The sequence below is a fragment of the Cupriavidus sp. FW305-26 genome (assembly GCF_058787975.1).
In genome coordinates this window covers 1-26,703 of sequence record NZ_JBYTAH010000066.1, presented here as the reverse complement: position 1 = coordinate 26,703, position 26,703 = coordinate 1, and the positions used below count along the sequence as shown (strand labels likewise).

The following is a 26,703-nucleotide window of genomic DNA, read 5'->3' as shown; positions in this document are numbered from 1 at the left end:
ATGCGCCCGGTTCATTCGAGTTACGGTGCTGCCACCCGGCGCGCGCGGCGCCAGCCCAGCACGACCACCAGCACCACCGTCAGCGCGGCCAGCCCGAACCACTGGAAGGCATAGCCGTAGTGCCGGTCCGCGCCCAGGTCGGCCGGGGCCCAGTCGCGCGCCAGGCCATCGCCGCTGTCGCTGCGCTGCTCCAGCACCAGCGGGTGCAGCGCCAGGCCGGTTTCAGCCGCATAGGCAGCGAGGTCCAGGTTCTGGCGGATCTTGCTGCCGGCGGCGTCCTGGCCCAGGCTATAGACCCGCGGCACGGCCGCCAGTGCCGTGCCTTCGATCGTTACCTCGCCCTCGGGCGTGGGGAACGGCGCAATCCGGGTGCGGTCCTGGGCATCGCGCGGCAGCCAGCCGCGCAGCACCAGCACCGCCTGCATGGCGCCGGCGGCACCTGCGGGCGCCGGCGAGGCGGCTGAAATCCGCAGCGGCGTCAGCACCAGGAAGCCGGCGCGGCTATCCCCGGGGCTGCTGCCATTGCCGTGGGGGCGATTATCCAGCAATACGGTGCGGGCCGTGTCAAAGCGCCCGGTCACGCGGACCGTGCGGTCGGTCACAACTTGCGGCAGCGGGGCCGTGCCCAGCACCACCGGCGGCTGCGCCGACAGCGCCTGCAGCCGCGCCGCGCGCGCCTCCTTGTCGTGCGCGCGGTTGAGCTGCCAGTTGCCCAGCGCGCAGGTCACGGCGATCATCACCAGTGCAGCGGCCAGCGGCAACGGGCTGGTGCGATAATGAGTCTTTCCGTCGCTCCTGGCCCCGACCTGCCCCGCCATGCGCTTTGTCATCATCGTTGCCTTCATCCTGATCATCGCCAGCCTGGCCTCCGCCCTGTTCTTCATGATGCGCGACCGCGGCACGACGCCCAACATGATGCGCTCGCTGATGCTGCGCGTCGGGTTCTCGATGGCGCTGTTCCTGTTCATCCTGTTCTCGAACTGGATGGGCTGGATCCACAGCACGGGCATCCGCATGGCACCCTGAACGCCAGGACGCGGGCACCAGGCCCGCAAAAGACAAACGCCGCAGGCTGGACAACCTCCTGCGGCGTTTCTCTTTTGCGTTGGCGCCGGCGGCCCCCGGGGGGCGCGCCGGCGGGTACGGCAGCCGGATTTACAGCCAGTACACCACGACGTAGAGGAACAGCCACACCACGTCAACGAAGTGCCAGTACCAGGCGGCGCCTTCGAATGCAAAGTGGTGGTCAGGCGTGAAGTGGCCCTTCAGCACGCGGACCAGCACCACGGCCAGCATGATCGCGCCCATGGTCACGTGGAAGCCGTGGAAGCCGGTCAGCAGGAAGAAGGTCGAGCCGTAGATGCCCGAGGTCAGCTTCAGGTTCAGTTCCGAGTAGGCGTGCATGTACTCGTACACCTGGAAGCACATGAAGACCGCGCCCAGCAGGATGGTCAGCGACAGGCCCTGAATCAGCTGGCTGCGCTTGCCGGCCAGCAGCGCGTGGTGCGCCCAGGTCAGCGTCAGGCCGGACATCAGCAGCAGCGCGGTGTTGATGGTCGGGATTGGCCACGGACCCATGGTCTGGAAGCTTTCCACCACGCCGGCCGGGCCGGTGTTGGGCCATACCGCGGCAAAGTCGGGCCACAGGATCTTGTTGTTCAGGTCGCCCAGCCACGGCATGGCGATGGTGCGGGCATAGAACAGCGCGCCGAAGAAGGCCGCGAAGAACATCACCTCCGAGAAGATGAACCAGCCCATCGACCAGCGGAACGACAGGTCGATGTTCTTGCCGTACATGCCGCCTTCGGACTCGCTGATGGCGTCGCCAAACCAGCTCTTGAGCACGAACAGGAACCACAGCAGGCCGAGGCCGCACAGGTACGGCGCCCAGGGCTGCCCGTTTACCCAACCGGCGGCACCCGCGCCCGTCATCAGCAGGCCGAAGCTTGCCGTGATCGGGTGGCGCGACGGGCCCGGTACGAAGTAGTACGGAGCGTTTGCGCGATTCGCACTCATTCTTTTATCTCCAGCTCAGAGTCTTTGATTCAGTATTCGTGATCCGCGCTTTGGCACTGCGGGCCGTCCCCTCCTCCGGGCCAGCCCCGCCGCCGCGGTTGCCTTGTTCTGCGACTGCTTTTGTTGTCTACCCTTCCTGCCCTGCTATCCCGCTGCCTGCCCCACCACGGTGCGCACGATGAGCACCAGCACCGCGATGAAGATGGCCGCCGCGATCACTCCGGCGATCACCACATGCACCGGGTTCAGCCGGGCCATGTCGCGCTCGTGCTCGGCGCCTTTGCGCAGGCCGATGAACGACCACAGCACCGCGCGCATGGTCTGCCCGAACGACATCTTGCGCTTGACCGCGTCCTTCATCTCATCCATTGCCCGTCCTCCTCCGCCCCGGCATGCACCGCGGCCGCCTCAGATGCCCTTGCCGGCCGGTGCCGGCTGCGGCGCCAGCTGGCCCTCGGGCGCCTGCGCCACCGGCGCACCCACCTCGAAGAAGGTGTACGACAGCGTAATATTCTTCACATCCTTGGGCAGCGCGGGATCGATCACGAACACCACCGGCATCTCGCGCGCCTCTTTCGCCTTGAGCGTCTGCTGCTTGAAGCAGAAGCACTCCAGCTTCATGAAATACTGGGTCGCCTGCTTGGGCGCGTAGCTCGGGATGGCCTGCGCCGAAATATCGCGCGGCTGTCCGTTGGCCACCTCGTAGACGATCGTCGCCATCTCGCCCGGATGCACTTCCATGCTGTTCTTCACCGGCCGGAAGGCGAAGGGCCCGCGCGCGTTGGAGTCGAACTCCACCGTGATGGTGCGGCTCTTGTCGACCTGCGTGTTCTTCACCGCGCCGTGCAGCTCGCGCGTGGTGATCACGTTGATGCCGGTGATCTCGCAGATCTTCTTGTACAGCGGCACCAGCGCATAGCCGAAGCCGAACATCACGGCCACGATCACGACCAGGCGCAGCATCATGCCGCGGTTGAACCGCTTGTCCGCTTCCCTGCCAGCCTGCTGGTCGATGCTCATCTCGCTACCCTGCCGCCTCAGCCAAGAAACATCATCTTGGCGAAGAACCCCAGAAAGAAAACCACCACGATCGACAGCAGGATCAGGCCAAGGCGCCGGTTGGCGGCCTTCTGGTCCGGGCGTGATGGGCTTTTGTCTGGAGACTGCATAGCTGCTTCTGTTGCTTGCCGGCGCGGGAGGCGACGCTGCCGCCTCCCGCTGCCTGATTACGCTGGCCGCGCCTTAGCGGACCTGCGGGGGAACTTCAAAGGTGTGGAACGGCGCCGGCGACGGCACGGTCCACTCCAGGCCCTCTGCGCCATCCCAGGGCTTGTCGGCGGCCTTCTCGCCACCGCGGTACGACGGCAGCACCACGAAGAAGAAGAAGTACACCTGCATCAGGCCGAAGCCCAGCGCACCGATCGACGCGATCGCATTGAAGTCAGCGAACTGGGTCGGGTAGTCGGCATAGCGACGCGGCATGCCGGCCAGGCCCAGGAAGTGCATCGGGAAGAAGGTCACGTTGAAGAAGATGATCGACCCCCAGAAGTGGATCTGGCCGCGGGTTTCGTTGTACATGAAACCGCTCCACTTCGGACCCCAGTAGTAGAAGCCCGCGAACAGCGCGAACAGCGAGCCGGCCACCAGCACATAGTGGAAGTGCGCCACAATGAAGTAGGTGTCCTGCAGCTGGATGTCGATCGGGGCCACGGCCGGCATCAGGCCGGTGAAGCCGCCGATGGTGAACACGAAGATGAAGCCGATCGAGAACAGCATCGGGGTCTCGAAGGTCATCGAGCCGCGCCACATGGTGGCGATCCAGTTGAAGATCTTCACGGCGGTGGGCACTGCGATCAGCATGGTCGCGTACATGAAGAACAGCTGGCCGGTCACCGGCATGCCGGTCGTGAACATGTGGTGGGCCCACACGATGAACGACAGGATGGCGATCGAGGCGGTGGCGTACACCATCGAGCTGTAGCCGAACAGGCGCTTGCGGGCAAACGCCGGCACCACCTGCGAGACGATCCCGAACGCCGGCAGGATCATGATGTACACCTCGGGGTGGCCGAAGAACCAGAAGATGTGCTGGTACATCACCGGGTCACCACCACCGGCGGCCGAGAAGAAGCTCGTGCCGAAATGGCGGTCGGTCAGCACCATGGTGATGGCGCCGGCCAGCACGGGCATCACGGCGATCAGCAGGTAGGCGGTGATCAGCCAGGTCCAGCAGAACATCGGCATCTTCATCAGCGTCATGCCCGGGGCGCGCATGTTGAGGATGGTCACGATGATGTTGATCGAGCCCATGATCGACGACGCACCCATGATGTGCATCGCGAAGATGGCCATGTCCATGCCCGGGCCCATCTGCACCGACAGCGGTGCGTACAGGGTCCAGCCGGCGGCGGTGGCGCCGCCCGGGACCAGGAACGAGCCGGCCAGCAGCAGCGCGGCCGGCGGCATCAGCCAGAAGCTGAAGTTGTTCATGCGCGCGAACGCCATGTCGGACGCGCCGATCTGCAGCGGGATCATCCAGTTGGCGAAGCCGACGAAGGCCGGCATGATCGCGCCGAACACCATCACCAGACCGTGCATGGTGGTGAACTGGTTGAACAGCTCGGGGCGGAAGAACTGCAGGCCCGGCTCGAACAGCTCCAGGCGGATCAGCAGTGCCAGCAAGCCGCCCGACAGCAGCATGATGAACGAGAACAGCAGGTACAGCGTACCGATGTCCTTGTGGTTGGTCGCGAACAGCCAGCGGCGCCAGCCATGCGGGTGGTCGTGCGCGTGGTCGTCATGCGCATGATCGTGCGGATGGGCGAGCGCGTCCGGGGTAGCAGTACTCATCGCAAATGCTCCTCTAATCCTGTTCTGTCTTCAGCGGGTCAGCCCGCGACGCGGTTGCCCGCGAGGCTGGCCTGCTTGTCAGCCTTGTCGGCCGGCTTGGCTTCGGCCTTCGGCGCTGCGCCGCCTGCCGCGCCGCCGCCCTCGGGGAACTTGCCCGCACGGGCGCCCACGAAGTCGCTCGGCTGGACCACTTCACCCGTCTTGTTGCTCCAGGCGTTGCGCGTATAGGTCATGACCGCGGCCAGCTCGGTGTCCGAGAGCTGCTTCCACGACGGCATGGCAGCCTTGCCTTCCAGCATGATGTGCATCTGGCCGGCCTTGGGGCCGTTGACCAGCTTGGAGCCGTCCAGCGCCGGGAAGGCGCCGCCGCCCTTGCCGTTGGGCTGGTGGCAGACCGCGCAGTTGGCGGCGTAGACCTTCTCGCCACGCACCTTCGACTCGTCCAGCGTCCAGGTCTTGTTGGGATCGTCGGCCTTGGCCGCCAGCTCCTTCTTCTTGCCGTCGACCCACTTGGTGTAGTCGGCGTCCGAGACCACGCGCACCACGATCGGCATGAAGGCGTGCTCCTTGCCGCACAGCTCGGCGCACTGGCCGCGGTACACGCCGATCTTCTCGGCCTTGAACCAGGTGTCGCGCACGAAGCCGGGGATCGCATCCTGCTTGACGCCGAAGGCCGGGATCATCCAGGCGTGGATCACGTCGTTGGCGGTGGTGACGATGCGGATCTTCTTGTTGACCGGCACGACCAGCTCGTTGTCCACCTCCATCAGGTAGGTATTCGACTTGGGCTGCTCGTTGTTGATCTGCTCGCGCGGGGTGGTCAGGGTCGACACGAAGGAGATGCCTTCGCCTTCGCCCTTCAGGTAGTCATAGCCCCACTTCCACTGGTAGCCGGTGGCCTTGATGGTGATGTCGGAGTTGGTGGTGTCCTTCATCGCCACCACGGTCTTGGTGGCCGGCAGGGCCATCGCAATCACGATGATGAACGGGACGATGGTCCAGATCACTTCGACCGTGATGCTCTCGTGGAAGGCAGCCGGCTTGGCACCCTTGGCCTTGCGGTGCTTGAAGACGGAATAAAACATCACGCTGAATACCGCGACGAAGATCACCGTGCACATGATCAACATCATCCAGTTCAGCCAGTGAATCTGTTCGGCGATCTTGGTAACCGGCTCGGTCAGGTTGAGCTGGCGCACGGCGGGGCCGCCCGGCATGTCGCTGACCGCGGACGCCGCCTGGCTGGCAAGCAGGGACGCGCCGGCCAGACAAACTGCGGATGCCTTCTTCCACATTTTCATTTGTTATCTACCCAATTTACAGATTCAAATCTGTCCCCGCCGCCGCCACCGCCGCCTCTCAGAGGCGGCGCAAGGCCGCTGCGAGCTCCTGCGCGAACTTGCGTCGCCGGTACGGGTCCACGTGACACCCCACCTGTACCTCACGCCCGCCCGAGCGCAGCGTCACCAGCGCGCGGAACGATTCACCCAGTTCGATCCGCACCCAGCGCGGATTGAATTCCTGACGCGTCACCCGTCCGGCGCTGGCTGTCTCCACGACCAGCGTGCCGTCGGTGATGCTGACGCGCTCATAGTCTGTCGCATGGCGCGCATACACCAGCAGTGCGATGCCCAGCCCGATCAGCTCGATGCTCGCGAACGGCAGTACGAGCCAGGACCCTTGCCACGCAAAAAACAACGCGATGGCAAGCGAAACCGTGAGGATCGAGAGGTAAAACCAGCCGACCTGGCGTGGACTCAGCGAGCAATTCCGCTTCATCAGCCAGTCGTGGGGCGCGGGGGGAGGTCCGTCGAGATTTCCGCCGGAGTCACCACCTGCCGTCTGGAATGCGATACCCAAGTCTTGCATCGCCAACCACTCTGCATCGGATGCACACCCGGGACGATGGCGTCCGGGCCGCACAGTGCAAGTGCAAAACCAGGACGTTCTTGTGCCAGGGGACCACTGCGACAAACTGGCGCATTATAGGGCGCTTCCCATACACGGACAAGGGCGCGCCTTGACCGGACGGCTTGCGCGCTGCTTGATTCTGTGCATAGGGAAGGGCCCCGCCATCGCCCTGCCCGCCGCGCCGGCGCTATGTTTGCGGCAATCCAGCACCGGCGCAAGTTAACTCTGTTTTAACTTGTCCGACGCGGCCTTGCACGGCCGATCTGGTCCAGCGGCACCACCGCGCGGCCCTGGTCGTCGACCGCCTGGCCGCCACGCGGGGCCAGCTTCCAGGCGTGGCCGTAGACGATCTCGAAGGTCAGCGGGATCACGCCGTCGGCGTTGCGCCGCCGCTCCAGCGCCTGCGCCAGCGCCTGGTACCAGCCGCGGCCGCGCAGGCCCTGCGGCAGCGACCCGACCGGCCCGCGCAGGCCGCCGAAGGCCTGCACCTCGCGCAGCAGCGTGGCGGGGGACTCGTAGGTCACGGTCAGCGTCTCCATGTCCATCACCGGGGTGGACCAGCCGCTGTGCACCAGCATGTCGCCGATATCGTGCATGTCGACAAAGCGCAACGTATGGGGTGCCTGGTCGACTTCGGCAAAGGCCGCGCGCAGCTCCTTCAGGGTGTCCGGGCCGAACAGCGAGAACAGCACCAGCCCTTCGTCGCGCGCCACGCGGTGCCACTCCGGGAACACGCGGTGCGGCTCCGGATGCCAGTGCAGCGCCAGGTTGGACCACAGCAGGTCGAAGCTCGCGGGCGCAAAAGGCAGTGTGGCAAGATCGGCCTGGACCAGGTCAAAGAGCGGCCGCTTGCCCAGCATGCGGCCGATCCAGCCGGGCCGGCGCTGCGGGTCGCGCTGGCCGGCCTCGGCCAGCATCGCGCCGGAGATGTCCAGTCCGGCAATCTGCGCATCCGGGAAGCGCGCGCGCAGCCCGGCCAGGCCCTGGCCGTGGCCGCAGCCGATATCCAGCGCGCGCTGCGGCGCCAGGCGGATCACTTCCATGCGCTCCTGCATGCGGCGGCCGATCTCGCCCAGCAGGAAGTCCAGCTGGCCGAAGCCGCGGCTGCGCCGGTCGAAGGCGAGCCGGGTCAGGCGCGCGGGCGGCAGGAAGGCATCGGGGGAATCAGCGGCATGCAGGGACACGGGCAGACAGGGCAGCAAGAAAACCAGGAACCGGCGCGGGGACAGATACAGGATCAGGCCCGAGCGCCGGATGAATGCGGCCGCCGCGCCCGATGGGCCGCGGCCGGACGGCAAGTATACGCGCGCGCCGCGCTGGCTGCCGGCGCCGCCGGCAAGGCGCTGGCCGGCGCCGGCGAACTGCTGCTGCCAAGCGCCTGCGCGCTGTGCGGCGCGGTGCAGCGGCAGGTGGTCTGCGCGCCCTGTGCCGCCGACTTGCTGCGCCCGGTGCGGCGCTGCCCCGCCTGCGCGCTGGCGCAGGGGCGCCACTTCCACTGCCCGGCCTGCGCGGCATCGCCCCCGGCCTACGACCAAGCCCACACGCTGGGCGACTACGCTTCGCCGCAGGACCAGCTGGTGCTGGCGCTCAAGTTCGGCCACGCCCTGCCGCTGGCGGGCTGGCTCGCGGCCAGGCTGGCCGCGGGACTGCAGGGGGCCTGGGCCCGACAGCCCGCGCCCGACCTGCTGGCGCCGATCCCGCTGTCGCCGCAGCGGCTGGCCGCGCGCGGCTTCAACCAGGCCTGGGAAATCGCGCGGCCGCTGGCGCGCCACCTGGGCCTGCGCGCCGACCCGGTGCTGCTGCAGCGCCAGCGCGACACCGGCAGCCAGCGTGCGCTGGACCTGGCCGCCCGTCAGGTGAACCTGCGCGGCGCCTTCAGGCTGGCGCGCGCCGCGCGGCTGGACGGCATGCACGTGGCGCTGGTAGACGATGTGATGACCTCCGGCGCCACCCTGCACGAGGCCGCCGGCGTGCTCAAGGCGCATGGCGCGGCTCGCGTCAGCGTGATCGTCGCGCTGCGCACGCCGTAGCTTTGGATGACAGTGGCCGGTGCGCGCGGTAAGCTGCGCACCGTTCTGACGAAGGGCGCAGTGCGCCCGCCATCCCCCGCATCATGTTCAACGTCGTCCTGGTCGAACCGGAAATCCCGCCCAATACCGGCAATGTGATCCGCCTGTGCGCCAACACCGGAGCGCAGCTGCACCTGGTCAAACCCCTGGGTTTTCCGCTGGAAGACGCGCGCATGCGCCGCGCGGGACTGGATTACCACGAGTACGCCACCATGCGCGTGCATGAAAGCTGGGACGCGCTGATGGCCAGCGAGCAGCCCGACCCGGCGCGCATGTTCGCGCTGACCACGCGCGGCTCGACACCGTTCGGCGAGGTGGCGTTCCGCCCCGGGGACTGGTTCGTGTTCGGTTCCGAAACACGCGGGCTATCGCCGGAGCGGCGCGACTGGTTCCCGCCCGCGCAGCGCATCCGGCTGCCGATGCGGCCCGACAACCGCAGCCTGAACCTGTCGAACACGGTCGCCGTGGTGGTGTTCGAGGCGTGGCGCCAGAACGGGTTCGAAGGCGGCAGCTGAGCCGCCCGGCCAGCGCCTACTCCGGCTGCACGCCGGCGGCGCGGATCACCTTGTCCCAGCGCGCCTTCTCGCTCACCATGGTCTGGCGCAGCGAGGCCGGCGCGGTGCCGGCCGGCACGAAATACTGCGCGCGCATCTTGTCGCGCACGTCGGCGCTGCCGATGATCGCCACCAGCTCGCGGTAGAGCCGGTCGATCACAGCCTGCGGCGTGCCCGCCGGCGCCAGCACCGCCTGCCAGGAAATCGCCTCGAAGCCCGGGTAGCCGGATTCCGCCACTGTCGGCACCGACGGCAACACCGCCGTGCGCCCCGTCGTGGTCACGGCCAGCACGCGCAGCTTGCCCGCGTTGACCTGCGGCATCGCGATCGCCGGCACCATGAAACCCGCCTGCACCTGCCCGCCCACCATCGCCGTGGTGATCTGCGGGAAGCCGGGGTATGGCACGTGCTGCAGGTCGATGCCCGCCATCGCCTTGAGTTGCTCCATCGCCAGGTGCGAGGCACTGCCGTTGCCGGGCGAGCCATAGTTCAACTCACCCGGCTTGGCCCGTGCCAGCGCGACGAACTCGCGCAGGTTGTGCACCGGCAGGCGTGCATCCACCACCAGCACGTTGGGCGAGGTCGCCACCAGCGTGACCGGCGCCAGCTGGCGGAACGGGTCGTAGTTCAGGTTGCGCGACAGCGTCGGCGCGGTCACCAGCGGGCCGTTGATGGTGAACAGCAGGGTGTAGCCATCCGGAGCGGCGCGCGCCACCATGCCGGTGCCGATATTGCCGCCGGCGCCGGGACGGTTTTCCACCACCACCGGCTGGCCCAGCGCGGCGGCCAGCTTTTCGGTCACGATGCGCGCGATCAGGTCGGGCGATGAGCCCGGCGGGAACGGCACCACCATGCGGATCGGCCGCGCGGGCCAGGGTTGGGCGAAGACGCCGCCGGAAGTCCCGGCGGCGCAGGCGGCAGCCAGCGCGATCAGCGCTTGTCGTCGTGTGGGCATGCGGTGCGGAGGATCAGAAGTTGGATACGCGAGTCATCATTCGTCGCGCGCGTCGCGCTGCAGCAGCTGCGCCACCGCATCGGCGGCGCTCAGCCCGTCGAACAGCACCGCGCAGACCGCGCGGGCGATCGGCATCTCGACACCGTAAGCCGAGGCTAGCTCTGCCACAGCCTGGGCGCAGCGCACGCCCTCGGCGACGTGGCCCAGACCGGCCAGGATCTGCTCCAGGCTCTGCCCCGCCGCCAGCTGCTGGCCGACCTTGCGGTTGCGCGACAGGTCGCCGGTGGCGGTCAGGATCAGGTCGCCCACGCCGGCCAGGCCCATGAAGGTCTCGACCCGGCCGCCCAGCGCCAGCCCCAGGCGCGTCATCTCGGCCAGCCCGCGCGTCACCAGCGCGGCGCGCGCGTTCAGGCCCAGGCCCAGCCCGTCGCTGGCGCCGGTGGCAATGGCCAGCACGTTCTTGACCGCACCGCCGACTTCCACGCCGGTCAGGTCGTCGCTGCCGTAGATGCGCATCGCATGATGGTGGAAGGCCGCCTGCGCGCGTTCGGCCAGCGACGGCTCGTTGCCTGCCACGGTCAGCGCGCACGGCAGCCCCAGCGCCACCTCGCGCGCGAAGCTGGGGCCGGTCAGCACGCCGTAGGCAAAGCCCTCGGTGCGCCCGGCGGCGTCGAGTTCGGCCCGCACCATCTGGTGCGGCAGCAGGTGGGTGCCGGACTCGAAGCCCTTGCACAGCCACAGCATCGACACCGGCCTGGCGCCGCGCGCGGCCAGCCTGCGCGTCATCTCGCGCAGGCCCGCCACCGGGGTGGCCACCACCACGATGCCGTCGGCATCGTCGGCGGCATGCGCCACGGCCTGCTCGAAGTCTGCCTGCACCGCCAGCCTCTCGGACAGCGTCACGCCGGGCAGGTAGGCGGCGTTCTCACGCGTGGCCGCGATGGCCGCGAGTTGCGCGGGGTCGCGCCCCCACAGCACCACGTCATTGGCGGCCGCGGCATGGCTGGCGAGGGCGGTGCCCCAGGCACCGGCACCGAGGAAGGTCAGTTTCATGGCAGCTTGATCCGAGGATGGACGCAGTCGATGGTAGCCCAAAGGCAAAACGGGGCCGCAGCCCCGTTTCGATGATGGCTCAGGACGCCGGAATCAGTGGCGGGCCTGGCTGCCGTCGGGCATCACGATGCCGCTGTTGCCGCCTTCGGCACCCTGGGCTTCTTCCATGGCGGCCTGCAGGCGTTGCTCATACAGCGCCTGGAAGTTGATTTCCGACAGGTGGATGGCCTGGAAGCCGGCGCGGGTGATCACGTCAGCGATATTGCCGCGCAGGTACGGGTACAGGATGGTCGGGCAGGCGATGCCCAGCAGCGGGTCCAGCTGCTCCACCGGCACATTGCGGATATCGAAGATGCCGGCCTGGTGCGCTTCCACCAGGAAGGCAACCTTGTCCTGCACCTTGGTCGTCACGGTGCCCGTCACCACCACCTCGAAGATCCCTTCCTGCAGCTGCGAAGCGCCGACGTTGACCTGCACTTCCACCGACGGGGCTTCCGATTCCAGGAAGATGCCGGGCGAATTGGGCTGCTCCAGCGACATGTCTTTCAGGTAGACGCGCTGGATGTTGAAGAAGGGTTGATCGTCCTGCTGGGTGTTTTGCTGGTCGCTCATGAAAGGCTTCCGGGAGGATGGGCTGGTGTGCATCGGGCGCGGCGGCCGCAATCCTTGCATCGTGCAAGGCTGGCCGGTGCCCGCTTGAAAAACGCATATGGTACATGACGCGGGTGGCGAATTCACCCGCGCCGGGGGTAAGCCGGAACCAGCGCGGCGCGGAATCAGACGATTCCGCGCCAGCGCCGGCGCAACCGGCGCAACCGGCTCAGGCGGCCAGCAGCGGCACCAGGCCACCCTGGCGGTCCAGCGCCGAGAGGTCGTCGAAGCCACCCACGTGGGTCTCGTCGATGTAGATCTGCGGCACGGTGCGGCGACCGGTACGGGCCATCATCTCTTCCCGCTTGCCGGGTTCGCGGTCGATCAGGACCTTCTCGATCGTTTCCACGCCCCTGGACTTGAGCAGGCGTTCAGCCATCAGGCAATACGGGCACACCACGGTGCTGTACATGACGACACGGGCCATGCGGGTTCTCCTTGAATGCAATGCGCGCGCGGCCCGGCCTGGCCGGGGGCGCGCCTTGTGACGGATACGGCGGTGCTGCCCGGGATTACTTCACCAGCGGCAGGCCTGCCTGCTGCCAGGCGGCGATGCCGCCCTCGAGCGCGTAGATCTCACTGTAACCGGCTTCCTTCAACGCTGCCTGGGCCTTGCCCGAGCGCTGGCCGGTCTGGCACACGACGATGATGGGGGCAGCCTTGTCCTTTGCAAGGCCGGCCGCGCGCGAGGGCAGGTCGGCCAGCGGAGCGCTCTTGGCTTGCGGCAGGTGACCCTTGGCATACTCGGCGGGCTCGCGGATGTCGACCACGACCGCGCCGCGCTTGTTGATCAGCTGGGTCGCGGTGGCCGTATTGACGGTCTTGCCGCGGGTGCTGCGCGAGATCGCGGGCCAGGCCAGCAGGCCGCCCGAGACCACGGCAAGGGCGATCAGAGCGAGGTTGTTGTAGTCGGCGAAGAAATTCACGTTGGCATTCCGGTAGGTTGGGTCGGCGGCATTATAAAATACGCGGTTTGGCGTCCAGGCCCTGCCGTCGCATGGCCATCCGCCATTGTCGCCTGTCTGAGACATGGGATGTCCACAAGGAACCCATCAGCCCTTCCAGGTGACGGCGCGGACGCATGCAGGTTACCTACTCTCTGGAAGCAGCAGCATGTACAAGCTCGTCCTCATCCGCCACGGCGAATCCACGTGGAACCTTGAAAACCGCTTTACCGGCTGGGTCGACGTCGACCTGACCGAAACCGGCGCCGACCAGGCGCGCCAGGCCGGCAAGCTGCTCAAGGATGCCGGCCTGGGCTTTGACGTGGCCTATACCTCGGTGCTCAAGCGTGCCATCCGCACGCTGTGGCATGTGCAGGATGAAATGGACCTGATGTGGATCCCGGTGCGCAACGAATGGCGCCTGAACGAGCGCCACTACGGCGCGCTGGCCGGCCTGAACAAGGCAGAAACGGCCGCCAAGTTCGGCGACGAGCAGGTGCTGGTGTGGCGCCGCAGCTATGACACGCCGCCGCCCGCGCTGGAGCCCACCGATCCGCGTGCCTCGTACGACGATCCGCGCTACGCCAATGTGCCGCGCAATGAGATCCCGCTGACCGAATGCCTGAAGGACACCGTGGCCCGCGTGATGCCGCTGTGGAACGAATCCATTGCCCCCGACATCCAATCGGGCAAGCGCGTGGTCATTGCCGCCCATGGCAACAGCATCCGCGCGCTGGTGAAATACCTGGACCAGATCTCGGATGACGATATCGTCGGACTCAATATCCCCAACGGCACCCCGCTCGTCTATGAGCTGGACGCCGACCTGCGCCCCCTGCGCCACTACTACCTGGGTGACCAGGACGCCATCGCCGCCTCGCTGGCGGCCGTGGCCAGCCAGGGCAAGGCACGCTGAAGCCCGCCCGGGCGGCCGCGCGCGGATGTGCGGCCGCCCACCCTGAGCCGGGACGGGACAGGCCCTTTCCACCACTCGCACTTATACTGTCCGACAAACCGCCCGGCGCCGGGCGGCCGCAGCCGGCATAATCCCCATACCGTACACCAGTACTTCGAGTACACGTTCAGGCAGCCCTCATGCGCAAGACCCTCAAGAACATCAGCCTGGTTTCTGTCGGCCTCGTCGCCGGCGTGCTCGCCACGCTGCAGATTTCGGCGACCGCCCAGAATTCATCGGGGCCCTTGCCGCTTGACCAGCTGCGGCTGATGGCCGATATCTTCGGGCAGATCAAGCGCGAGTACGTGGAGCCGGTCGATGACAAGAAGCTGCTGACCGAAGCCATCAAGGGCATGGTCGCCAGCCTCGACCCGCATTCGTCCTATCTCGACGAGAAAGACTTCAAGGAACTGCAAGAAGGCACGCGCGGACGCTTCGCCGGCCTGGGCATCGAGATCTCGCAGGAAGAAGGCCTGGTCAAGGTGATCAACCCGATCGAGGACACCCCTGCCTTCCGCGCCGGCATCCAGCCGGGCGACCTGATCACCCGCATCGACGACAAGCCCGTGCGCGGCCTGCCGCTGGAGCAGGCGGTCAAGCGCATGCGCGGCGAGCCCGGCACCAAGGTCACGCTGACCATCTACCGCAAGAGCGAGGAACGCACCTTCCCGGTCTCGATCACGCGCGCCGAGATCCGCGTGCAGTCGGTCAAGGCCAAGATGCTGGACAACAATATCGGCTGGATCCGCCTGACCAGCTTCCAGGAACGCACCATCGCCGACCTGTCCCGCAAGCTGGCCGAACTGGCGCAGAAGAACCCCAACATGAAGGGCCTGGTGCTGGACCTGCGCAACAACGGCGGCGGCGTGCTGCAGGGCGCGGTCGGCGTGGCCGCGGCCTTCCTGCCGGAAGACGCCACGGTGGTGTCCACCAACGGCCAGGTGCCCGATGCCAAGCGCGTGTACAAGGCGACGTACAACAACTACCGCCTGTCGTCGCTCGAAGACGATCCGCTCAAGGACCTGCCCGCGCTCTACAAGAAGATCCCGATGGTGGTGCTGACCAACGCCTACTCGGCCTCGGCCTCCGAGATCGTGGCGGGCGCGCTGCAGGATCATCACCGCGCGCAGATCATGGGCAAGACCACCTTCGGCAAGGGCTCGGTGCAGACCGTGCGCCCGCTGACCAACGACACCGGCATCAAGCTGACCATCGCGTACTACTACACGCCGAGCGGCAAGTCGATCCAGGCCAAGGGCATCCGTCCGGACATCCCGGTCGACCAGAACCCCGAAGGCGATCCGGACGACGCGCTGATCACGCGCGAAATCGACACCGAGCGCCACCTGCACAACAAGCAGGAATCGGAACAGCCGGAAATGACCGAGCGCGAGCAGCGCCGCGTGGACGAGCTGCGCCGCCTGGAAGAAGAGAACGCGAAGAAGACGCCGGAAGAGCGCGAGAAGGACCGCCGCAAGAAGCCGGTTGAATTCGGTACGGCCGACGACTTCATGCTGCAGCAGGCCATCGCCCAGCTCAACGGCCAGCCGGTCAAGCGCTCCAAGTCGAAGCTGGAAACCAATCCGCCGGCCGACAACGGCAAGGCGGCCAAGCCCTCGGGCAAGAGCGGCGCCAAGGGCGCCAGCGCACCGGCAGCCAAGCCGGCGGCGCCGGCCCCCGGCAAGCAGCCGCCGGCCAGCGCTCCGATCGGCGAGCCGCTGGGCACGCCGACGGGCAAGGCACCCTGAGAGCCTGGGGCTTTGTTCAGGCTGCCGGTTTGCTCCCCTCTCCCCATGAGGGGAGACGGAGAACACCTTGCTTGGGCTAGCTCGGGCGGCTTTGGAGCACCCAAAACCGCCCTCCCCTTCAGCACTCGAGGGATTACCTCATGAGCGACGACGGCCTCAACGACGAACAACTGCTGCGCTACTCGCGCCACATCCTGCTGGACGAGCTCGGCATCGAGGGCCAGCGGCGCCTGCTTGCCGGCCATGCGCTGGTGATCGGTGCCGGCGGCCTGGGCGCGGCCGCGCTGCCCTTCCTGGCCTCGGCCGGGGTGGGCCGCATCACGGTGGTCGACGACGATGAAGTCGACCTGACCAACCTGCAGCGCCAGATCATCCACACCACCGCCAACGTGGGCCGGCCCAAGGTGGATTCGGCGCGCGAAGGCATGCTGCGCATCAACCCGGGGCTGGAGATCGTGACGGTGCCCGCGCGCGTGGGCGATGCAGAGCTTGCCCAGCTCGTCGCCAGCGCCGACGTGGTGCTCGATTGCTGCGACAACTTCGCTACGCGCCAGGCAGTCAACCGCGCCTGCGTGCGCCACAAGGTGCCGCTGGTGTCAGGCGCGGCGCTGCGCTTCGATGGCCAGATCAGCGTGTTCGACCGGCGCCAGCCCGACGCGCCCTGCTACGCCTGCCTGTTCCCGCCGGCCGAACCCGCGCCGGAAGTGGCCTGCGCCACCATGGGCGTGTTCGCGCCGCTGGTCGGCATGGTCGGCACCGTGCAGGCGGCCGAGGCGCTCAAGCTGCTCGCGGGTGTCGGCGAGAGCCTGGCGGGCCGGCTGCTGATGGTCAATGCGCTGTCGATGGAATGGACCACGATGCGGCTGGCACGCACGCCGGATTGCCCGGTCTGCGCCGGGCACTGAATCGGCAGACTAGCCCCGCTGCGCCGTGTGCGCCCGCAGCCAGTCGGTGACTGCGGCGCGGTCACCGCGAAAGACGATGCGCGCCTCGCGCTGTTCGCGCTGGAAGGCGTACATCGGATCGTAGTACTCGCGCAGCAGCACTTCGATCCAGCCGCGGTGCAGATCCACTTCGCCCCGCTCCGCCTGCTGCGCCAGCGCCTGGTCCAGCAACGCCGACAGCTTGCCGTAGCGGGCACCGCCCAGCCGCGGCGAGATCCCGGCCATGGCCTCGCGCAGGCGCGTAGCGTAGGCTTCGAAGCCTTCCGTGCTGCCCTTCTCGGCAATGAACTCCGCCGCCAGCCCCTGCACATAGTCGCGCAGCACGCGCTCCACGCGTTCGTCGAACGACGCTTCCAGCCACACCAGCGGGCTGGCCTGCATGCGCTGCGTCAGCACCTGCGGCACGTCGCGGCTGCCGATAAAGCGGCCCTCGTCCTCCACCAGCAGCGCGCGCCAGCCTGCGTCAATATGCCGCAGCACGTCGATGGCCAGCGCGTTCTCGAAATCGATCTGCGGCGGCTGCGCCAGCGCGCGCCGGCCGAAGGCCGAGCCGCGGTGCCGCGCATGGCCTTCGAGGTCGATCGCGGCGGGCACGTCGGCCAGCACATCGGTCTTGCCGCTGCCGGTCAGGCCGCCCAGCACAAACCATTGCTGCTCGGCCGCCGCGGCATCGGTGGTCTCGATCAGGAAGCCGCGCATGGCCTTGTAGCCGCCGGTCACGCGGGGGTAATCGACACCGGCCGCATGCAGCCATTGCTGCACCAGCTGCGAGCGCAGCCCGCCGCGGAAGCAATACAGGTAGCCGTCCGGATGCGCGCGCGCAAACTCCGCCCAGGCTGCGATCCGCGCGGCCTTGCGCAGCCCGGACACCAGCTGGTGGCCAAGTTCGATTGCCGCCTGCTGGCCCTTCTGCGCATAGCACAGGCCCACCTCGTGGCGCTCGGCATCATCCATCAGCGGCAGGTTGACCGCGCCGGGGAAGGCCCCGCGCGCGAATTCCAGCGGCGCGCGCACGTCAAGCATGGCCACGCCGCTGAGGAACAGGGTGCGGAAGTCCGCGGTGTCAGGGCGCATCATTAATCGTAGGGTGAGATTTGCGCGGCGCCGTGGCGGGACAGGAGCCTTTGCCCGCCAGGGACGCCTGGATAAAGAACAGGAATCGGAATGAGAAGAGTTACTGCCTGCAGGCGAGCAACAAGGCGGAGCCGAACGGCGCCGCGCGCTGGGGCGGCCGCTCATCGAGAGCGCCCACGCCGGAAACCGGCTTATTGCTCGCCCGGCTCCATCTGCGACTGCAGGTAATTCTGCAGCCCGACCTTGTCGATCAGGTCCAGCTGCGTTTCCAGGTATTCGATATGTTCCTCGGTATCGGTGAGGATATCGACCAGGATTTCGCGGCTGACGTAATCGCCTACGGATTCGCAGTAGGCGATGCCTTCCTTGACGGTGGCGTGCGCGGTCTGCTCCAGCTTCAGGTCGCACTTGAGCATCTCGGGCGTGTCTTCGCCGAGCAGCAGCTTGTGCAGATCCTGCAGGTTGGGCAGGCCGTCCAGCATCAGGATGCGCTCGATCAGGCGGTCGGCGTGCTTCATTTCGCCGATCGATTCCTTGTACTCCACGTCGCCGAGCTTCTTCAGGCCCCAGTGGCGATACATGCGGGCGTGCAGGAAATACTGGTTGATCGCGGTCAGCTCGTTCTTGAGCTGGGCGTTCAGATGCTGGATGACCTTCTTGTCACCTTTCATTGGCGGCTCCTGTTGCACCGGGCCCGCGCAAAAACACGAAACGGCGCCAATGGCGCCGTGCAGTCAGTGAAAAAGGAAAAAGCGCAAAAGCGCGCCGTGAACTGGTCTTCAGTTCATGGGCGCGTTCAGGCCACCAGCGCCTTGCGCTGGTCGTTCGCGACTGCCGGGTCCCGAGTGTCCATTATGGTACATGGGCCCGACGCGGAACAGGAAGAAATCTCCACAACCTGGATGTTGGCGAGGGTCGCAACGGTAACATTGCGCACCGCCGCCACGCCTTCCTGCAACACCTGGTGCGCGCACTCGCGGCAGCGGCCGCAGCAGGTGCCGACGCCAAGCGTTTCGGCCAGTTCGTCGAGGGTTTCGATGCCCAGGTGCGCAGCACCGTGAATCTCACGATCGGTGATCTGGTTGCAGATGCAGACGTACACAAGTCCCTCCGTTGGGGCGCGTGGCACCGGCATGCCACTGCGAATGAACGTCAGAATATCAGAGATCAATAATGATAACAATTCCCATTAAGCCACATTGGGAGAGGTCGGGTAGGCGCCACAGGATGCAAAAGGAAGGCGGCTGAGGCGGCACTTTCCGGCTTGCAGAAGTGCTGCACCAGCCGCCTTTCCGCATCAGAAAACCCTGATGGCTTCAGGGTCGTGCCAGCTGCCGCAGGGCGGCCGCCTGCTCCTCGGGATCGAAGGCCTGCAGGACCTGGTCGACCAGCGGCTCGAGCCGTTCGCAGTGGGCATGCAGGATCTCCTGCTTGACCCGCAGCAGCTGCGCCGGGTGCATCGAGAACTCGCGCAGCCCCATGCCCAGCAGCAGCCGGGTCATGGACGGGTCGCCCGCCATTTCGCCGCACACGGCCACCGGCACGCCGGCGCGGTTGGCCTCGCGGATGGTGCGCGCCACCAGCTGCAGCACCGCCGGGTGCAGCGGGTCGAACAGGTGCGCCACCGCGTTGTCGGCGCGGTCGATGGCCAGCGTGTACTGGATCAGGTCGTTGGTGCCGATGGACAGGAAGTCCATCTTGCGCAGGAACAGCGGCAGCAGCAGCACCGCCGCCGGGATCTCGATCATGGCGCCGACCTTCATGCCCGGGTCATAGGCCTCGCCGCGCTCGTCGAGCTGGCGCTTGGCCTTGGCGATCAGCGCCAGGGTCTGGTCGATCTCGCTGGCATGCGCCAGCATCGGCACCAGCAGCCGCACCGGGCCGAAGGCCGAAGCCCGCAGCAGCGCGCGCAGCTGGGTCAGGAACATGCCCGGCTCGGACAGCGACCAGCGGATCGCGCGCAGGCCCAGCGCCGGGTTCAGCGCGGTCTCGAATTCATCGCCGCGGGCATCGAGCGGCTTGTCGGCGCCGATGTCGATGGTGCGGATAGTCACCGGCAGCCCGTGCATGGCATCGACCGCGCCGCGGTAGGCCTGGAACTGCTCGTCCTCGCCCGGCAACTCGTCGCGCCGGTTCATGAACAGGAATTCGGAACGGAACAGGCCCACGCCGACCGCGCCGGCCGCCAGCGCCGCGCCGGCGTCCTCGGCCATCTCGATATTGGCCAGCAGGTCGATTTCCAGCCCGTCCAGCGTCACCGCCGGGGTATGCCGCAGCCGCTGCAGGCGCTTCTTTTCCAGCGCGCGCTCGCTCTGCCGGTGGCGGTACTCTTCCAGGATGATGGCGGTCGGGTCGACGATCACCAGCCCGGCATCGCCGTCGATGATGATCCAGTCGTCCTGGCGGATCAGCTCGCTCGCGCTCTGCACCCCGACCGCGGCCGGGATGTCCAGGCTGCGCGCGACGATGGCGGTATGCGAGGTGCGTCCGCCCATGTCGGTGACGAAGCCGTGGAAGATGGCATGGCGGAACTGCAGCATGTCGGCCGGGGCGATATCGTGGGCCACCACGATCACCCCGGTCGCGGCCTCGCCGTCGGCGGCCAGCGCCGGCACCGGTGCGGGCACCAGCACCGGAGCCCCGGCGAGCGCCTTCAGGATGCGCTCGACCACCTGCCGGATATCGGTCTTGCGCTCGCGCAGGTATTCATCCTCGATCTCGTCGAACTGGCGCATCAGCTCTTCGAGGCGCGTGGTAAGTGCCCACTCTGCGTTGTAGCGGCGGCCCCGGATCAGGGCCTCGGGCTCGCGCGCCAGCGCCTCGTCGTCGAGGATCATCGCGTGCACGTCCAGGAATGCGCCTAGCTCCTCGGGCGCATCGCGCGGCAGGTCGCGCTTGAGCGCGGCCAGCTCCGCCCGCACCGCGGCGCGCGCTGCGCGCAGCCGTTCGACCTCGGCGTCGAGCTGGTCTTCATCGACCAGGTAGTGCGACACGTCCAGCGCCGCGGGCGCAAGCAGGTGCGCGCGCCCGATGGCGACGCCGCGCGAGACCGGGATGCCGTGCAGGGCGAAAGGCATGTACCGCTCCGTCAGGAACGTTTAAGAATTCGGGTCGAGGCCGCCGGCCTCACTCTCCCTCACCAAAGCGGTTGGCGATCAGCGCCAGCAGCGCGTCCATCGCCTCCTGCTCGTCGGGGCCGTCGGTCTCGAGGGTCACCGTCGAGCCGATCCCGGCGGCCAGCATCATGACGCCCATGATGCTCTTGGCGTCGACCTGGCGACCATTGCGGGACATCTTGACCTGGCTGACAAAGTTGCCGGCGAGCTGGGTCAGCTTGGCGGACGCGCGCGCATGCAGGCCGAGCTTATTGATGATGGTGGTGTCCCTCTGCAGCATATTTGTCGGGATGGTTTGCGGTTTGGTTCTGGACAGTCGTGGTGCCGACCTGCAGCACACCCTGCGAGCCGCCGGCCAGGGCCTTGGTGGCAAGCTGGTCGAGCTTTTCGCCGCGGTAGCAGATCGCGCGCACGAGCATGGGAAGATTGACGCCGGCCAGCACCCGCACGCGGCCCGGCTCGGCCAGGCGTGCGGCGATATTGGCGGGGGTGGCGCCGAAGATATCGGTGAGGACCAGCGCGCCGTTGTCCTCGCAGATGGCCGCCAGCCGGCGCCTGGCCTCGGCCAGCACGACGGCGGGGTCGGCATCGGGAAGGACGTCGATGGATTCCAGCCGCTGCGGCTGGCCGCAGTAGACGTGGGCGGCGCAATCGCGCAGCGCCGAAGCCAGCGGGGTGTGCGCGATGATCAGAATGCCTGCCATGATGGTGAATCCGTTGGATTGCCCCGATTGTAGCAGGCGGCCCCCCGCGCTCCCGCTGCCGGCCAGGCTCAGCGCCCGGCCGCGTCCACGGCGTGCTCCAGCGCGTCGATGAACATCGCCGCGACATGGAAGCCGGTTTGCTGGGTTATCTCCTGGAAACAGGTCGGACTCGTCACATTGACCTCGGTCAGGTAGTCGCCGATGACGTCCAGGCCCACCAGCAGCAGGCCCTGCTCCCACAGCCCCGGCGCCAGGGCCTCGGCGATCTCGCGGTCGCGCGGGCTCAGTTCCTGCGCGCGGCCGGTGCCGCCGGCAGCCAGGTTGCCGCGCACCTCGCCGGCCATCGGCACGCGCGCCAGCGAATATGGCACCGGCACGCCGCCGATCAGCAGGATGCGCTTGTCGCCGTCCTTGATCGCCGGGATATAGCGCTGCACCATCAGCGTGCGGGCGCCGTCGTGGCCCAAAGTCTCGACGATCGCGGCCAGGTTCATGCCGTCCGCGCCGACGCGGAACACGCCCATGCCGCCCATGCCGTCGAGCGGCTTGACGATGATGTCGCGGTGCTCGGCGTGGAAGTCGCGGATGCGTGCCAGGTCGCGCGTGACCAGCGTCGGCGTGATGAATTCCGGGTACTGGGCAATCGCCAGCTTCTCGGAATGGTCGCGGATCGCGCGCGGCTTGTTGAACACGCGCGCGCCCTGCGCCTCGGCCAACTCCAGCAGCCAGGTGCTGGTGACGTACTCCATGTCGAAGGGCGGGTCCTTGCGCATCAGCACCGCGTCGAATGCCGACAGCGGCTCCAGCGCGCTGTTGCCTTCGCGGTACCAGGCGTGGTCGTCGCCGGTCAGGTGCAGTCGCGTGGCCATGGTCTCGACCACACGGCCGGACAGGGTCAGTTGCGGCTGCAAGCACCAGTGCAGCTCGTGGCCGCGCGCGGCGGCCTCGGTCATCATGGCGTAGGTGGAGTCCTTGTAGGTCTTGAAGGTCTCCAGCGGGTCAGTGATGAAGAGGATGCGCATGGGGCTCGTCACAGGATCGGGTTCGGGTCGGTTTTCTCGAGTTCCAGGGACGCCGCCAGCAGCGCCAATCGCGCCACCACGCCGTACATGTAGAACCGGTTAGGCACCGCCGCGCCGGGCTTGGCGTGGGAGTCGGGGATACCGTTGGGCGCAAACGCCAGCGGCACGAAATGCATGCCCGGCGCGTTCAGGTTCTCGTCGTTGCCGCGGCCCGTGTGCACGCGGTAGAAGCCGCCGACCACGTAGCGGTCGATCATGTACACCACCGGCTCGGCCACCGCTTCATTGATTTTCTCGAAGGTATGTACGCCTTCCTGGATGATGACGTCGCTGACCTCAAGGCCTTCCTTGACGACGCTCATCTTGTTGCGCTCCTTCCGGTTCAGGCCCTTGACCTCGGACGGATCGCGCACGGTCATGATGCCCATGCCGTAGGTGCCGGCATCGGCCTTGACCACCACGTACGGGGTTTCCTTGATGCCGTACTCGCGGTACTTCTTGGCGATTTTCTTGAGCACGCCCTCGACCGCGTCGGCCAGTTCTTCCTCGCCCACGCGCTCGTGGAAGTCCACGCCGGAGCAGCGGGCGAAGTAGGGGTTGACCATCCACTGGTCGATGTCGATCAGCTTGGCGAACTTCTTGGCCACCTCGTCATAGGCGGCAAAGTGGCTGCTCTTGCGGCGCGTGGACCAGCCGGCATGCAGCGGCGGCAGCAGGTACTGCTCGTTGATGTTTTCCAGGATCGGCGGGATGCCGGCCGACAGGTCGTTGTTCAGCAGGATCGAACAGGGGTCGAAGTCCTTCAGCCCCAGCCGGCGGCCCCTGGTGCCCAGGCGCGCGAGCGGCTCGACCACCAGGGTCTGGCCGTCCGGCAGCTCGATCGGGGTCGGTTCGGTGATTTCCTCGGAGAGCGAGCCCAGGCGCACGTTCAGGCCCGCCTGGCGCATGATCAGCGACAGCCGCGCCACGTTCTGCAGATAGAACATGTTGCGGGTATGCCGCTCGGGGATCAGCAGCAGGTTCTTGGCGTCCGGGCAGATCTTCTCGATCGCTGCCATCGCCGCCTGCACCGCCAGCGGCAGCATTTCCGGGGCCAGGTTGTTGAATCCGCCCGGGAACAGGTTGGTGTCGACCGGCGCCAGCTTGAAGCCGGCGTTGCGCAGGTCCACCGAGCAATAGAACGGAGGGGTATGCTCCTGCCATTCCAGCCTGAACCAGCGCTCGATGGACGGCGTGGCGTCCAGGATTTTCTTTTCCAGTTCGAGCAGCGGACCGTTCAGCGCGGTGATGAGATGCGGGACCATATCCATCCTATAAATCGTCGTCTTAATCGTTCGCCCCGATTGTAGAGGAACGGCCAACCAGGCGCTGGCACACCCCTTATAAGGATATGCATGGCCGGGCCTGAGGGATAACGATATGGGGATGGGCGGCGCGAAATAAAGAGCCGGCCGCACCGGCAAAAAAAAAAGCGCGGCGATGCCGCGCTCTTAAATGGCCTGACAGATACGGGGAGCGTTCTGCAGGTGGAGGAAACTGCCTCACTGGCAATGTATGTGCCCCGCACATTAAAGACAATTGAAGCTTTTTAAGATCGGAGTTAAGCACTTTGCGAAAAGCCCGCGCAGCGCGCGGGGGGATCGCCAGCCAGCCCTTGCCGGCGCTCGGCTGGCGGGTTTTGCGAGGAAGCTCGGAAGTCCCCCCGAAGCATTCGCGGCACGCGTTGTTCGGCCATGGCTGACCGCCAAATGTATGCAATCTCAGGCAATGCCGGAAAGAAAAAAGCCCGGCACGCGGCCGGGCGAAAACTCCTGAGAGAAGATTCCCAATCAGCTCTCCAGCACAACACTTTTGCGCTCAGACTTCATACGCGGTCTCGCCGTGCGAGGTGATATCCAGGCCCTCGCGTTCTTCGTCTTCCGGCACCCGCAGGCCGATCAGCATGTCCACCAGCTTGTAGGCCACGAAGGCGACCACGCCGGACCACACCACGGTGGTCAGCACGCCTTCGAACTGGATCCACAGCTGGCCGGCGATCGAGTAGTCGTCCGCCACCTTGTTGGCCACGTAGTCGTAGATGCCCGTGCCGCCGAGGCTGGGCGCGGCAAACACGCCGGTCAGCAGCGCACCCACGATGCCGCCCACGCCGTGCACGCCGAACACATCCAGCGAGTCGTCCATGCCCAGCATGCGCTTCAGGCCGGTCACTCCCCACAGGCACAGCAGGCCGGCGATCAGGCCCATCACGATCGAGCCCATCGGGCCGACAAAGCCGGCCGCCGGGGTGATCGCCACCAGGCCAGCCACCGCGCCCGAGGCGCCGCCCAGCATCGACGGCTTGCCCTTGCCGATCCACTCGCCGAAGGTCCACGCCAGCACTGCTGCGCAGGTGGCCAGCAGCGTGTTGACGAAGGCCAGCGCGGCCGAGCCGTTGGCTTCCAGCGCCGAGCCGGCGTTGAAGCCGAACCAGCCGAACCACAGCAGCGAGGCACCCACCATGGTGAAGGTCAGGCTGTGCGGACGGATCGCCTCACGGCCGAAGCCGATGCGCTTGCCGAACATGTAGGCGCCCACCAGGCCGGCCACGGCCGCGTTGATGTGCACCACGGTGCCGCCGGCGAAGTCGAGCGCGCCCTTCTGGAACAGCCAGCCCGACTTGGCGGTCGCGGCGGCGCCGGCAGCAGCGTCGGTGTAGGCGTCCGGACCCGGCCAGAACCAGACCATGTGGGCCATCGGGATGTAGGAGAAGGTGAACCACAGCACCACGAACACCAGCACGGCCGAGAACTTGGCGCGTTCGGCGAAGGCGCCGATGATCAGGCCGCAGGTGATGCAGGCGAAGGCGCACTGGAAGGCGAAGTAGCCCAGTTCCGGCACCACCACGCCCTTGCTGAAGGTGGCGGCCACGGCCTCGACCGTCAGCCCCTTCATGAAGAGCCGGTCGGTGCCGCCGAAGAAGGCGTTGCCCTCGGTGAAGGCAAAGCTGTAGCCATAGATCGCCCACAGCAGCGCCACCAGCGAGAAGATCACCAGGCACTGCATCAGCACCGACAGCATGTTCTTGGAGCGCACCAGGCCGCCGTAGAACAGCGCCAGGCCGGGCAGCGTCATCAGGATCACGAAGGCGGTCGAGACCAGCAGCCAGGCGGTGTCGCCCTTGTTGGGCACCGGTGCGGCCGCGGCGGCAGCGGGAGCAGCCGGCGCCGAAGCTTCGGCAGCGGCTGCAGCGGGGGCGGCGGAGGCGGCCGGGGCAGATGCCTCGGCGGCCGGCTTGTCCTGTGCGGCGGCCGGCGTGGAGATGCCCACGCCCGCCGTGCCGATGGCCAGCGCCATCGCGCCGGCCGTCAGGAATCGCTTGAACCAGGTTTTCATGTGCTTAACCTCTTGTGATGTGCTGTCTCGGGTCACAGGGCATCGCCGCCGGTCTCGCCGGTGCGGATGCGGATGACCTGCTCGATCGGTGCCACGAAGATCTTGCCGTCGCCGATCTTGCCGGTGCGGGCCGATTTCTCGACCGCCTCGATGGCGCGCTCGACCACGTCGTCGGGCACCGCCACCTCGATCTTCACCTTGGGCAGGAAGTCGACGATGTATTCGGCGCCGCGGTACAGCTCGGTGTGGCCCTTCTGGCGGCCGAAGCCTTTCACTTCGGTCACGGTAATGCCGGACACGCCCACGTCCGACAGCGCTTCGCGCACTTCGTCGAGCTTGAACGGCTTGATGACTGCGATGATGAGTTTCATCCGATTTCTCCTCGGGGCAGGCCGGCGCTGCCTGCCCGGCCTGCGGCAATGATTAGAAAGTCTTGGTGATCGAGGCCCAGGCCGTGGCCTTGCCCAGGTAGCGGCCGCGGTTGGCGCTGGTGTAGGCCACTTCCTTGGCGTTGGTGTCGACATAGGCAACCGCCAGCGCGAAGCCCTTGCCCAGGTCCTTGGTCAGGCCGATCTTCCAGTCGGTGTACGAGGCGTCGCTGTTGTGCTTGACGTCCTGGTAGCCGACGTGCGCATTCAGGGTCAGGTCCCAGAAGTTCAGCGGCACGTTGGCGCTCAGGTCGATGTAGCCGCTGTTCTTGCTGTCGGCCCAGCCAAACAGGTTGGTGACCGAGTGCGAGTACTTCAGGAACACCGGGCCCCAGCC

The 26,703-nt window shown here is 67.0% G+C and carries 31 protein-coding genes; 6 read left to right on the top strand and 25 right to left on the bottom strand.

Going from position 1 to position 26,703, the window contains the following annotated elements:
* Nucleotides 1-20 precede the first annotated feature (20 nt).
* Entirely contained in the window at nt 21-818 is a 798-nt protein-coding gene (locus AC3WQZ_RS28175) for an SURF1 family protein (RefSeq protein ID WP_051398455.1), read from the bottom strand.
* Here AC3WQZ_RS28175 and AC3WQZ_RS28170 point away from each other — a divergent pair.
* Nucleotides 817-1,026, top strand: a complete 210-nt coding sequence (locus tag AC3WQZ_RS28170; RefSeq protein ID WP_010814815.1) for a twin transmembrane helix small protein — start codon at nt 817-819, stop codon at nt 1,024-1,026. The genes AC3WQZ_RS28175 and AC3WQZ_RS28170 overlap by 2 nt on opposite strands.
* A 129-nt stretch (nt 1,027-1,155) precedes the next feature.
* On the opposite strand, the gene AC3WQZ_RS28165 is transcribed toward AC3WQZ_RS28170, so the two are convergent.
* The 8 genes from AC3WQZ_RS28165 to AC3WQZ_RS28130 form a co-directional block, all read right to left on the bottom strand.
* Nucleotides 1,156-2,016 (bottom strand): cytochrome c oxidase subunit 3, encoded by an 861-nt coding sequence (locus AC3WQZ_RS28165; protein WP_010814816.1) that lies wholly within the window; start codon nt 2,014-2,016, stop codon nt 1,156-1,158.
* Nucleotides 2,017-2,160: 144 nt separating this feature from the next.
* A complete protein-coding gene (locus AC3WQZ_RS28160; protein WP_010814817.1) occupies nt 2,161-2,385 on the bottom strand; it encodes a DUF2970 domain-containing protein in 225 nt (74 codons plus the stop codon).
* 39 nt (nt 2,386-2,424) lie between these two features.
* Nucleotides 2,425-3,036: a cytochrome c oxidase assembly protein gene (locus AC3WQZ_RS28155; protein WP_058697919.1), complete on the bottom strand. Its 612-nt coding sequence runs from the start codon at nt 3,034-3,036 to the stop codon at nt 2,425-2,427.
* Between the two features lie 17 nt (nt 3,037-3,053).
* On the bottom strand, nt 3,054-3,185 hold the full coding sequence (locus tag AC3WQZ_RS28150) for a cytochrome oxidase small assembly protein (RefSeq protein ID WP_010814819.1): 132 nt from the start codon (nt 3,183-3,185) through the stop codon (nt 3,054-3,056).
* Nucleotides 3,186-3,258: 73 nt separating this feature from the next.
* Entirely contained in the window at nt 3,259-4,866 is a 1,608-nt protein-coding gene (ctaD, locus tag AC3WQZ_RS28145; RefSeq protein ID WP_010814820.1) for a cytochrome c oxidase subunit I, read from the bottom strand.
* A 38-nt stretch (nt 4,867-4,904) separates the two neighbouring features.
* Nucleotides 4,905-6,167 (bottom strand): cytochrome c oxidase subunit II, encoded by a 1,263-nt coding sequence (gene coxB / locus AC3WQZ_RS28140; RefSeq protein WP_011614467.1) that lies wholly within the window; start codon nt 6,165-6,167, stop codon nt 4,905-4,907.
* 58 nt (nt 6,168-6,225) lie between these two features.
* A complete protein-coding gene (locus AC3WQZ_RS28135; RefSeq protein WP_011614466.1) occupies nt 6,226-6,735 on the bottom strand; it encodes a DUF2244 domain-containing protein in 510 nt (169 codons plus the stop codon).
* A gap of 272 nt (nt 6,736-7,007) precedes the next feature.
* The gene (locus AC3WQZ_RS28130; RefSeq protein WP_011614465.1) at nt 7,008-7,961 is read right to left on the bottom strand and encodes a methyltransferase domain-containing protein; all 954 of its coding nucleotides are present in this window, start codon (nt 7,959-7,961) and stop codon (nt 7,008-7,010) included.
* On the opposite strand from AC3WQZ_RS28130, the gene AC3WQZ_RS28125 reads away from it, so the two are divergent.
* Entirely contained in the window at nt 7,950-8,807 is an 858-nt protein-coding gene (locus AC3WQZ_RS28125; RefSeq protein WP_439671224.1) for a ComF family protein, read from the top strand. The genes AC3WQZ_RS28130 and AC3WQZ_RS28125 overlap by 12 nt on opposite strands.
* 83 nt (nt 8,808-8,890) lie before the next feature.
* A complete protein-coding gene (gene trmL, locus AC3WQZ_RS28120) occupies nt 8,891-9,361 on the top strand; it encodes a tRNA (uridine(34)/cytosine(34)/5-carboxymethylaminomethyluridine(34)-2'-O)-methyltransferase TrmL (RefSeq protein ID WP_011614463.1) in 471 nt (156 codons plus the stop codon).
* 16 nt (nt 9,362-9,377) lie between these two features.
* On the opposite strand, the gene AC3WQZ_RS28115 is transcribed toward trmL, so the two are convergent.
* The 5 genes from AC3WQZ_RS28115 to AC3WQZ_RS28095 all read right to left on the bottom strand — a co-directional run bounded on the left by AC3WQZ_RS28115 (nt 9,378) and on the right by AC3WQZ_RS28095 (nt 12,985).
* Entirely contained in the window at nt 9,378-10,355 is a 978-nt protein-coding gene (locus tag AC3WQZ_RS28115) for a Bug family tripartite tricarboxylate transporter substrate binding protein (RefSeq protein WP_010814826.1), read from the bottom strand.
* Between the two features lie 36 nt (nt 10,356-10,391).
* Complete coding sequence (locus tag AC3WQZ_RS28110) at nt 10,392-11,408, bottom strand: NAD(P)H-dependent glycerol-3-phosphate dehydrogenase (RefSeq protein ID WP_011614462.1); 1,017 nt, start codon at nt 11,406-11,408, stop codon at nt 10,392-10,394.
* A 93-nt stretch (nt 11,409-11,501) separates the two neighbouring features.
* Nucleotides 11,502-12,020 carry a protein-export chaperone SecB gene (secB, locus tag AC3WQZ_RS28105; protein ID WP_010814828.1) on the bottom strand — a complete coding sequence of 173 codons (519 nt, stop codon included), beginning with the start codon at nt 12,018-12,020 and terminating at the stop codon, nt 11,502-11,504.
* A gap of 208 nt (nt 12,021-12,228) precedes the next feature.
* Entirely contained in the window at nt 12,229-12,486 is a 258-nt protein-coding gene (gene grxC / locus AC3WQZ_RS28100; protein ID WP_010814829.1) for a glutaredoxin 3, read from the bottom strand.
* Between the two features lie 85 nt (nt 12,487-12,571).
* Nucleotides 12,572-12,985, bottom strand: coding sequence for a rhodanese-like domain-containing protein (locus tag AC3WQZ_RS28095; protein WP_010814830.1), 414 nt, complete (start codon nt 12,983-12,985; stop codon nt 12,572-12,574).
* A gap of 187 nt (nt 12,986-13,172) precedes the next feature.
* Between AC3WQZ_RS28095 and gpmA the strand changes: the two genes are divergently transcribed.
* The 3 genes from gpmA (at nt 13,173) to AC3WQZ_RS28080 (ending at nt 16,611) form a co-directional block, all read left to right on the top strand.
* Complete coding sequence (gene gpmA / locus AC3WQZ_RS28090) at nt 13,173-13,919, top strand: 2,3-diphosphoglycerate-dependent phosphoglycerate mutase (RefSeq protein ID WP_010814831.1); 747 nt, start codon at nt 13,173-13,175, stop codon at nt 13,917-13,919.
* Between the two features lie 179 nt (nt 13,920-14,098).
* Nucleotides 14,099-15,706: a S41 family peptidase gene (locus tag AC3WQZ_RS28085; protein ID WP_010814832.1), complete on the top strand. Its 1,608-nt coding sequence runs from the start codon at nt 14,099-14,101 to the stop codon at nt 15,704-15,706.
* A 140-nt stretch (nt 15,707-15,846) separates the two neighbouring features.
* Complete coding sequence (locus tag AC3WQZ_RS28080; RefSeq protein ID WP_010814833.1) at nt 15,847-16,611, top strand: HesA/MoeB/ThiF family protein; 765 nt, start codon at nt 15,847-15,849, stop codon at nt 16,609-16,611.
* A 9-nt stretch (nt 16,612-16,620) separates the two neighbouring features.
* On the opposite strand, the gene mnmH is transcribed toward AC3WQZ_RS28080, so the two are convergent.
* From mnmH to AC3WQZ_RS28025, 11 genes are all read right to left on the bottom strand, one after another.
* Nucleotides 16,621-17,724, bottom strand: coding sequence for a tRNA 2-selenouridine(34) synthase MnmH (mnmH, locus tag AC3WQZ_RS28075; protein WP_010814834.1), 1,104 nt, complete (start codon nt 17,722-17,724; stop codon nt 16,621-16,623).
* Between the two features lie 191 nt (nt 17,725-17,915).
* Entirely contained in the window at nt 17,916-18,395 is a 480-nt protein-coding gene (gene bfr, locus AC3WQZ_RS28070; protein ID WP_010814835.1) for a bacterioferritin, read from the bottom strand.
* A gap of 125 nt (nt 18,396-18,520) precedes the next feature.
* Entirely contained in the window at nt 18,521-18,826 is a 306-nt protein-coding gene (locus AC3WQZ_RS28065) for a (2Fe-2S)-binding protein (RefSeq protein ID WP_010814836.1), read from the bottom strand.
* A gap of 214 nt (nt 18,827-19,040) precedes the next feature.
* Nucleotides 19,041-20,801 (bottom strand): phosphoenolpyruvate--protein phosphotransferase, encoded by a 1,761-nt coding sequence (ptsP, locus tag AC3WQZ_RS28060; RefSeq protein WP_492301657.1) that lies wholly within the window; start codon nt 20,799-20,801, stop codon nt 19,041-19,043.
* 49 nt (nt 20,802-20,850) lie between these two features.
* A complete protein-coding gene (locus AC3WQZ_RS28055) occupies nt 20,851-21,120 on the bottom strand; it encodes an HPr family phosphocarrier protein (protein ID WP_010814838.1) in 270 nt (89 codons plus the stop codon).
* Nucleotides 21,089-21,544, bottom strand: a complete 456-nt coding sequence (locus AC3WQZ_RS28050; protein WP_010814839.1) for a PTS sugar transporter subunit IIA — start codon at nt 21,542-21,544, stop codon at nt 21,089-21,091. The genes AC3WQZ_RS28055 and AC3WQZ_RS28050 overlap by 32 nt, the downstream gene beginning before the upstream one ends.
* Before the next feature lie 68 nt (nt 21,545-21,612).
* A complete protein-coding gene (gshB, locus tag AC3WQZ_RS28045) occupies nt 21,613-22,566 on the bottom strand; it encodes a glutathione synthase (protein WP_492301656.1) in 954 nt (317 codons plus the stop codon).
* 8 nt (nt 22,567-22,574) lie between these two features.
* Entirely contained in the window at nt 22,575-23,870 is a 1,296-nt protein-coding gene (gshA, locus tag AC3WQZ_RS28040; RefSeq protein ID WP_010814841.1) for a glutamate--cysteine ligase, read from the bottom strand.
* A 553-nt stretch (nt 23,871-24,423) separates the two neighbouring features.
* A complete protein-coding gene (gene amt, locus AC3WQZ_RS28035; protein WP_492301655.1) occupies nt 24,424-25,938 on the bottom strand; it encodes an ammonium transporter in 1,515 nt (504 codons plus the stop codon).
* 32 nt (nt 25,939-25,970) lie between these two features.
* On the bottom strand, nt 25,971-26,309 hold the full coding sequence (locus tag AC3WQZ_RS28030) for a P-II family nitrogen regulator (RefSeq protein ID WP_010814843.1): 339 nt from the start codon (nt 26,307-26,309) through the stop codon (nt 25,971-25,973).
* A 52-nt stretch (nt 26,310-26,361) separates the two neighbouring features.
* A partial coding sequence (locus AC3WQZ_RS28025; RefSeq protein WP_492301654.1) for a TorF family putative porin occupies nt 26,362-26,703 on the bottom strand: 342 nt, incomplete at its 5' end.